The 8,336-nt window shown below is 40.6% G+C and carries 5 protein-coding genes; 2 read left to right on the top strand and 3 right to left on the bottom strand.

Translation table 11 applies throughout. The features are described from left to right. Positions 1–1,187 precede the first annotated feature (1,187 nt). Positions 1,188–1,415, top strand: coding sequence for a cation transporter (locus tag OCU46_RS18805; protein WP_141271204.1), 228 nt, complete (start codon positions 1,188–1,190; stop codon positions 1,413–1,415). 102 nt (positions 1,416–1,517) lie between these two features. Here OCU46_RS18805 and OCU46_RS18800 read toward each other — a convergent pair whose 3' ends face one another. Further along, positions 1,518–3,962, bottom strand: a complete 2,445-nt coding sequence (locus tag OCU46_RS18800; protein WP_141271205.1) for a fused MFS/spermidine synthase — start codon at positions 3,960–3,962, stop codon at positions 1,518–1,520. Positions 3,963–4,499: 537 nt separating this feature from the next. Between OCU46_RS18800 and OCU46_RS18795 the strand changes: the two genes are divergently transcribed. Further along, a complete protein-coding gene (locus OCU46_RS18795) occupies positions 4,500–4,799 on the top strand; it encodes an isoamylase early set domain-containing protein (RefSeq protein WP_141271206.1) in 300 nt (99 codons plus the stop codon). A 76-nt stretch (positions 4,800–4,875) separates the two neighbouring features. On the opposite strand, the gene OCU46_RS18790 is transcribed toward OCU46_RS18795, so the two are convergent. Then, positions 4,876–5,595: a sulfite exporter TauE/SafE family protein gene (locus OCU46_RS18790; protein ID WP_244311401.1), complete on the bottom strand. Its 720-nt coding sequence runs from the start codon at positions 5,593–5,595 to the stop codon at positions 4,876–4,878. Positions 5,596–5,695: 100 nt separating this feature from the next. Next, positions 5,696–8,107, bottom strand: a complete 2,412-nt coding sequence (locus OCU46_RS18785) for a beta-mannosidase (RefSeq protein WP_141271208.1) — start codon at positions 8,105–8,107, stop codon at positions 5,696–5,698. Positions 8,108–8,336 lie beyond the last annotated feature (229 nt).

Genomic DNA, 8,336 nt, shown 5'->3' with positions numbered 1-8,336 from the left:
ACCGTCGATTTGGAACCTTTTACGGCTATGTTAGGAGCTAAAATTTGTGTTACGAGTTTATTTCTACGAAAAACTGCTACATCTTGACCAGTTTTCATCAAACATCATTTAAATGAATGAGTTATACATTTTGTAAAATGCGGGGAAGAAGCAGTAAAAGTACGTTAAACAACGCCAAAGAGCGCACCATATTATGAGTTTGAAAATCAATAATAACTTATGTTAATAAAAGGAAGATTTAGCAGTTTGAATGACTTCAATAACCAGTAGTTTACAATTGGTAACAATTAAAAGATTACGCAAATGGCAGAATAGATTAAATGGCTAGATTGTATCTTCTGCCCATTGTCGATATAGAAATACGGGTTTATGCGCTCTTAAATCGCTTTTTGAGAGAAATCGAGGGTACTTAGGCGATCAAAATATTATTCTGCGAATACCAGTTTGCCCATTATCAGTAGATGATAAGATTATTCCCGATTATCAGACTTAAGTAGCGACATTCGCCTTTAAAGCAGACTGAGCAGTTATGCAGGCAAACGTGTTAACCTAATGATATTAAAGCAGTGGTATACGCCTAAAACCGCTTTATCGACTGCAAATTTAAATTCCGACAGTCTATAAATTAGTATTTTTATCAAAGAGTGATTTAGATTTTGCTCCTTCTAAACTTACATTCAGAATGATCTTCCCTATGAACAGCAAATGATTAATTATCATCCGTCGTCCATTGCGAATCTTTAGTGAAGAATGGGAGTAAAACCGATCAACATATTTACCCTTCCCCTTGAGAATTCTTTAGGATGTTTTAGCTCTAATTACCACCTACTAGCTCGAATCATCTTTCAAATATCACCTGAAAATCAGAAAGGCAATCGCCTCTTCACTTTTTGACTCCTTTAAGTCTTTATGCATAAATAGTCACCAAAATGCGTCTAATTATTTTATGAAAGGGTAAACGTTTACAGCCTAACCAGTTCACTATTTACCCTCCATAAACAGAATTATATTCTGATATGTATCGAACACCCAAAACCACCACCTGCTATGCAACAAACCACATCCAATATGAAGTGAATTATATTGCTTAAATCTATTGATCGAGCTCAAAAAATGAACGAATCACTATATACTACCAAAGTAGTAGTCGATAGAATGTTTATGTCTCAACAATGGGAGGTTAAGACATGAACAAAGACTCATTCGGCATTTGCATCAATAGCACAATGTTAAAGAAAAATGAGCGTACAACGTTCACACATGTTAGAGCCTATCAAGCTTCCGAGTCTGAGTTGGATTTAAGAGTGTTACTTGCTATCCCACAGATCACAGGGAAAGAACTGTTAAATACCATACAACATTCAAGGGACTTAATATGGCGCGCTACATACCAATGTAACGCTGACTACGAATAAACATAAACGCTGTATTCTCCAAGCACTTGAAAAATGAATAGCCTCGCAATAATGAGCCCTAGTTATTGCGAGGCTTTTTGCTTAATTGAAGTTGATGCCTTTTTAAGGTTTGAACCACATATAGTAAGCATTGTTTGGATCTCTTTTCAGAGTCCAGTTCATATAGTTGCGCCAAGTATCTGGCTGATTTTCATAAGCAGCCATGGTCGCGATATAAAAAGCAACCAGATTATCTTGTTCATATTTAATCTGTTCTACATGAGCTTTGTCGGATGTTGCCACTGTGAAGCGATTAATCAAATCCGGCATAATATCTGTAACAACAAGCTCATTAGTCCATTCATCAAATTCAAGCAACGGGTAATCATCGGTAATTAAAGTAGTGTCACTGCCAGAGAAATCTTCAAGTTCTTCTCTCGACGCGACATAAGTTGCTAGCAGAGCGTCTCCACTTTTTACGCCAACCTCTTGCAAAGACCGGTTTAAGTCTGGGTTACTATTAATGGTGCTCGCAATACGTGTAGGATCCATATTCTGAGGCTTATCTGAGCCCACTAGCAGCATTTCATGTACTTCGGTCGTCCATAACGTAACGTATTTGAAATTGTTCAACATAGTTGCGACTAATGATCTCGAAGCTTCGACACTTTGTGTTGCTATAGGCCACCACTGAGCCATAACGCCGTTATCAGTCAATCTGGTTTTCGCTAGCTTATAAAAGTCATCCGAATACAGATTTGAGACACCTGAGGCAGTTGGTGGTGGCGGCTCTAAAGTAATTAAGTCATAAGACATGCCAGGCCTACTCAACTGCTGCCTACCATCACCTACAAAAATATCTACCCCAGGATTATTGGCAACATTATAGTTTCCATTAAAATTCTTTGTGCCTTCTACCACTTCTGGCAAGAGTTCAAATACATGGCGAGTGTCGAGTGAATCGATATTGGTTAATGCGCCCGCTGTTATTCCCGTATCCAATCCAATAACAAGTGCTGATTTAGGTGGCTCCGGTGCGATTAGAGCTGGTATATAGGATTGTAGGCGCATGTATCGCAAAGAAGCCATAACATCACCAGTGTTTGACACCCCTTGAATATAAAGTCGGTGAAATGCTCTTTCTCCCTCACCTTGTTCAATAACAGCGACCGTGTTACCAACGCCCTCAGCAAACCACAATAAATTACCGCCCTCTTTTTCAACAAGAAGATCTGATAGTTTGCTACTTGGTAAAATTGCGACCATAGCTAACAACAACATTAAGCTCACATAAACAGGTCGTTTAAATTGAGCATGACGAACGAACAACATCACCACTAATATGATCAAACCAGACAGTATCTTAATGGTATTGATAGCGCCAAAAGTTGGAATAAAAATAAACCCGACCATAGCAGTAGCAACAACACCAGCTAGAGTATTGAAGCCAAGCAAGATTCCAGAAAAATGAGCTTGGGTTTGATTGTTCTTTTGAATTTTTAGTGCCAGCGGGAAAATACACCCAAAAACAAATGCGCCCATGAAGACAAAAAAGAAAGCTATAAACACAAACGAGCTAAGGTTTGAGAACATACTGCTGTGTGATAGACCATAAGCCGCAGCCTTGACTACCATTTGCGTATCCCAAACAAACTTACTAATAACTAGATACGGCGCAATCACTGATATCATTGAAAAACACATCAAAGACAATAGCAGTGAGTAGCTCTTTACTGAGTTCAGTTTTAAGCGATTCGCAAACAAGTTACCTGACATTAACCCAAACAAGAGAACCGCTAAAATTGTCGCATACGCAATGGAGCGCGTATTCATGTACTGCAATACCGTTTGTATCCAGATCAACTCCATTCCAATAGCGACAAAGCCTGATACCGAGTAAAGCAGCACTAGAGCTCTCTTAAGGATAACCTCCTGTTCACCGTTATTTTCATGTCTGCTTTTAGGGGCATTAACAACATTAATCACCAAGTAACCCGTCATCGCCAAAATCAAATTAACAACAACCACAACGACAATTGAATTGAAAATACCAAAATGAGGCAACAATAATGTTGGTGCACTAAGAGCCCCCACAACAGCACCCATAATGTTCATACCGTAAAGTAGGCCTGCTGGGCTTTTTTCTTCGGCTCCCGTGGAGACTTCTATCCATCGAATAAGTAGCAGTAATGTGCCTCCCATAAAGAATGGAGGAATTGCCAATAGCAAGGCATAAATGAGTAAAGCAGACTGCCCCAAAATACTCTCTACTTGCACATAAAGTGAGACGCCTTGGTAGAGAACGACACTAATGGCTAATGCTGATAAAGCAACCAGTGCTTCTAATGAGCTATACCATGACTTTATGTTCCCGATTTGATTTACTTTCTTTGCGAAGACAAGCGAGCCAATACCAACACCCACTAAAAACCCGCCGATCACGGTACTCGTCGCATACACATCGATACCAATAACCAAAGCAAGTTGCTTATACCACAAGGTTTGAAATGCTAAAGAACAAAAGCCAGAAACAGCAGCAAACAAGCTACCAAGCAAAATACGTCTCATTCAGTGAATATCTCTATATTGATTAATTACTTACCGTAAGGCTTTAAACCTTAAGCGGGTTATTGACTGAAAACAGTCCAACCACCATTAGTAAATTCAGTCACTTAGTACCGAGTAATCAATCCATAATCATTAGCTAACTAACGGGAGTTCAGGTGGTGAATAATACGGAATACCCCGCTAACCCACTATTGATCCCTTATAAGCTATCAACTGAATGAGATTCAATTTACCTCTTCCTTATGTAGTAAAAAGACAATTAGTAAGAATTTTTCTAACGTGCCACAAATACAATGAGTACAAAAACAAAGATATCAACGCAGAGCTATAACCATTGATCTACATGATGTTTCTGATGTATTCGGTAAGAAATACTATTCTTCATACCTATTACAAAAACATACAATTTTGTCTAAACAAGTCAACTTATTGATAAGCGTCTTAAAATTTAGTTATAAAATTACAAAATTACTTGAAGTTCATATTTTAATCGCTGAGAATAAAATTAGCGTTGGATTACATATAAGGAATATAGCCGTGCTGAAAAAACGATTTTTCAAAACCAAAGACGAAGTTGAAGTAACTTTTGAGTGGCCAAAGACAGAAGAGCAATCTATCTCTGTTGCTGGTGATTTCACTGATTGGCAACCTGTTGCCATGAAGTTCAACAAAACGAAGAAAACGTTCAACTTTAAAACTCGCTTCCCTAAGAACCAACAGTTTCAATTTCGCTACCTGATCGATGGTGAAATTTGGGAAAACGACCCTAAAGCAGACGCTTACGTAGCAAACGATTGTGGTACTGATAACAGCCTAGTTTCTACAGCAGAAGCTTAATCGTTAACGTTCGTAAACAATGCAAAAAGGCTCGGTCTTATAGCCGAGCCTTTTTATTTTATACGATCGGCATACGCTACCAATAAGTGCTGTAAAAGAAATACACCGTTATAGAAACACTTATCACTATTACCGAATTCTTGACCCACACTTGTGGAAGTCTGCGAGAGATGTGAGCAGCATAGTATCCCCCAACTAAAGTGCCTGCCAACACCACCAAAGTCGCTGGCCAATCTATCGCTCCCTGATACACAAAAATCACAATCGCAGTTAGAGATACGCCGCATGAAATTAAAAGCTTAACACCGTTCATAATATTGATATCTCGGTAGCCGGCGATTACTAAGAAGCTTAATGAAATAATGCCAAGACCAGCATTAAAAAAACCGCCATATGTAGCAACCACTAGCAAGCCTATCCATACAAAAATTTGCCCTAACCATGAAGCATGTTTATACCGACTCGCTGCTGACTGTAATAATTGATTGAATCTAGGTCCCACAATAAACAGCACAGTTGCAAACAATAAAAGCCAAGGAACCACGCGCAGGAAGGTATTTTCTTCAACGACCATCAATGACCATGCGCCTAGTGCCCCGCCAAGCACGCTAAATACGATGATCTTTGGTAAGTTTTTCCTATCCTTGCGGATATCTTCTTTAAACGCGTAAGCCCCGCTCAAATAGCCCGCTGTAGAAGCGAGCGTATTACTGGCGTTAGCCATCACAGGGGGAACACCGCTTAGCATGAGAGCGGGAAAGGTAATAAAGCTGCCACCTCCCGCTATAGAGTTCATCACTCCTCCCAGCACACCCGCCACAAACAGTAAAACTAGTTCGATTAATCCCACTTAAGTTCCTTTAGACACTGATTAGTTCCACTACCAAATCCTTTTATTAATAGCTGTTTGACAAGTCATACACTCGCAAGTTTTTCGCAATCAAATTTTCCTCACCGAAATAGTGAATGCACTTTTCCTCACCTGGAAGCAAGGTAAAGCTGGAGTCACTGAATCGCCCACCATCATCATGCTCTAGGTGAACAAAAAATGCCGGTTTGTCTGTTGTTAACACTATAGATTCTCCGTCTATTTCGAAGCTTACGTTTGCTCGTTGCAGATCAAGAGATTTAAACTTAGGTGACGTAAACCAAGTATTTTGATTCATTTCGTCACCCGCTTCTATTATCACATGGAAAAAGCTGTTGTGGTGTTCACTTTGCCACTCGGTTTTCGACAATTGCCACGCCACACAATTCTGATCCGCTAACACTTCTTCGTTTAACAGCCATTCACCCAATACTTGTCCCTGCCAGTCCATTCGTATCACGCGCCCGGTTACGTGTTTATTCTCACGACTGTTATTACTCAAATGCAAAGTGATCGCATCTTCGGTCTCTACAAACGGGCAATACACAGGAGAATAAAAACGCTTGGCATGATAGTGCAGTTGTTTCCAGCGCCCGGAGTACTCGATACTCGACCATGAACTTACTGGCCAATTATCATTGAGTTGCCAGTACAGCATTCCGCGACAAATGGGGCTTTGTGCTCGCCAGTACTCACACCCCGTTTTTATCGCAATAGCTTGCTGCACCTGACTTAGATACAGCATCTGTTCGAATCCTTTAGGAAAACGAAAGTAGCGAGTAAACATCTCAGTGATAATACTGTTACCACTGTTGTTTTTTTGGTGACTTTCAAACGTTGGCGAGGTGACATTCCAGTCATCCTCAGGTACAAAGGTTTTAACCTCTGCAAACGAAGGCCATGATTGAAACCCAAACTCTGAGCAAAACCGAGGTTTTATCCCCAAGTAAGCATCAAAAGAACCACCCGAGTGCCATACGTCCCAAAAATGCATGTCCCCTCGGTTGTCTTCATGCCACGCATCACCAAAATCTAAGCCTCCGTTACAGGGAGAACTTGGCCAGAAACACCTTGATGGGTCTTCCTGTGAAATAATGTCATTCAATCTGCGATTCAAACGGTCATAATTAACCGCATACTTGTCTCTATTGTTTCTTGATTCTTCGTACCAATTCAATGCACCAATCACTTCATTATCACCGCACCACAGTGCAATACACGCATGATCTCGAAGTCGTTGGATCTGATCTCGAATCTCAGCCTCAACATCAGCAATGAACTCAGGTGTTGACGGATACAAAGAGCAAGCAAACATCATATCCTGCCAAACCAATAGACCTAACTCATCACACAGTTCATAAAACTCATCTGCTTCATATTGGCCACCACCCCATACTCGGATCATATTCATATTCGCATCAACCGCACTGCGAAGCAGACTCTCGTAGCGTTGCAGGGTTTGGTTTGAGGGCATAGCATCAACAGGAATCCAGTTCGCGCCCTTAGCCACAATAGGAAACCCATTAACTTTGAACTCCATCGCAGAGCCAACGCTATCTGGAGCATTATTCAACTCTAGATGGCGAAGTCCTATTTTTTTCGTTATCTCCTGCTCATCCATTTTGACCACAAGCGAATACAGTGGTTGCTCACCATAGCCTACAGGCCACCATAAATTAGGCGACTTCTCATGAAATCGAGCCGTTGTTTTTCCTGCTGAAGAAGATATTAATGCAGTGCATTGAGAACCAAAGTGAACCTTAATCTTTGCCCCAGCTATTGGTTGGTGAACAACAGTAACTAACACCTCTACACTGCCGTCTGGGAACCAGGTTTGCTCCGCTTGAACTTGCTCGAGACGAACTGATTTAACGGGCTTGATCATCATGGCATCATAAATACCCGATACCACTAGGCATATGCCCCAATCCCAACCAGAATGACACTGAGTTTTTCTGATCAAATTCATGTGCGGAAGTTGATTGTTTGCGCCCATGGAGGATGGCACAGGAAATGGAAGTTGCCCTGCCCTTTGCTTCGCTTCTTCATCCACTCTGGCAAAGGTAACCTGTATTCGGTTTTTGCCTTCCTTTAAGTAGGGCTTTAGATCAATTCGATGGATCTGAAACATATTGCTGCTAGTAAATACCACCTCCTCATTGATTGAAAAGGAGGCTAAGGTATCCACTCTGCTCAAATGCAAATCTAAAGCCTGATTAGCCAACTGCTCTGCTGAGATATCAAAGGTACGTTCAATTATCCACTCACACTCGGCAACCCATTGCACATCTTTTTCGTTGGTTCCTTCATAAGGATTCGCGATAATTCCTGCACTCATCAATGCATGATAGTTATCACCCGGTATGGTAATTGGAATGGATATTTCTGGGCGTTGAGGGGAAGTAAGAGACCACACACCATCTAAGCTAATCGTTGACATTCAAGGTCCTCAGTAACTTTATTAAATTCAGAGAGTGACCGAAGTCTATCGCGTTTAAATCTTAGAAGTTGTTGTTTTAATGCAAGAAAATACGATGTTGTGAGTTATGCCACGTTTGCTTTGCAAGTAAAATTTGAAAGGGTTTATAAGGTCACAATCCTAATAAATAGTTATAAAAAAGCGCCCATAATGGACGCTAATTTGAGTACCAACTTGCCTGGATCTAGCT

It is taken from the genome of Vibrio comitans (assembly GCA_024346835.1).
GTDB lineage: Bacteria > Pseudomonadota > Gammaproteobacteria > Enterobacterales > Vibrionaceae > Vibrio > Vibrio comitans.
This window is presented reverse-complemented; position numbering and strand designations above follow the sequence as displayed.

Excerpts from the sequence above, each read along its gene's own strand:
- OCU46_RS18805 (WP_141271204.1), top strand. The coding sequence starts at position 1,188 with ATGAACAAAGACTCATTCGGCATTTGCATCAATAGCACAATGTTAAAG.
- OCU46_RS18800 (WP_141271205.1), bottom strand. The coding sequence starts at position 3,962 with ATGAGACGTATTTTGCTTGGTAGCTTGTTTGCTGCTGTTTCTGGCTTT.
- OCU46_RS18790 (WP_244311401.1), bottom strand. The coding sequence starts at position 5,595 with ATGAACTCTATAGCGGGAGGTGGCAGCTTTATTACCTTTCCCGCTCTC.
- OCU46_RS18785 (WP_141271208.1), bottom strand. The coding sequence starts at position 8,107 with ATGTCAACGATTAGCTTAGATGGTGTGTGGTCTCTTACTTCCCCTCAA.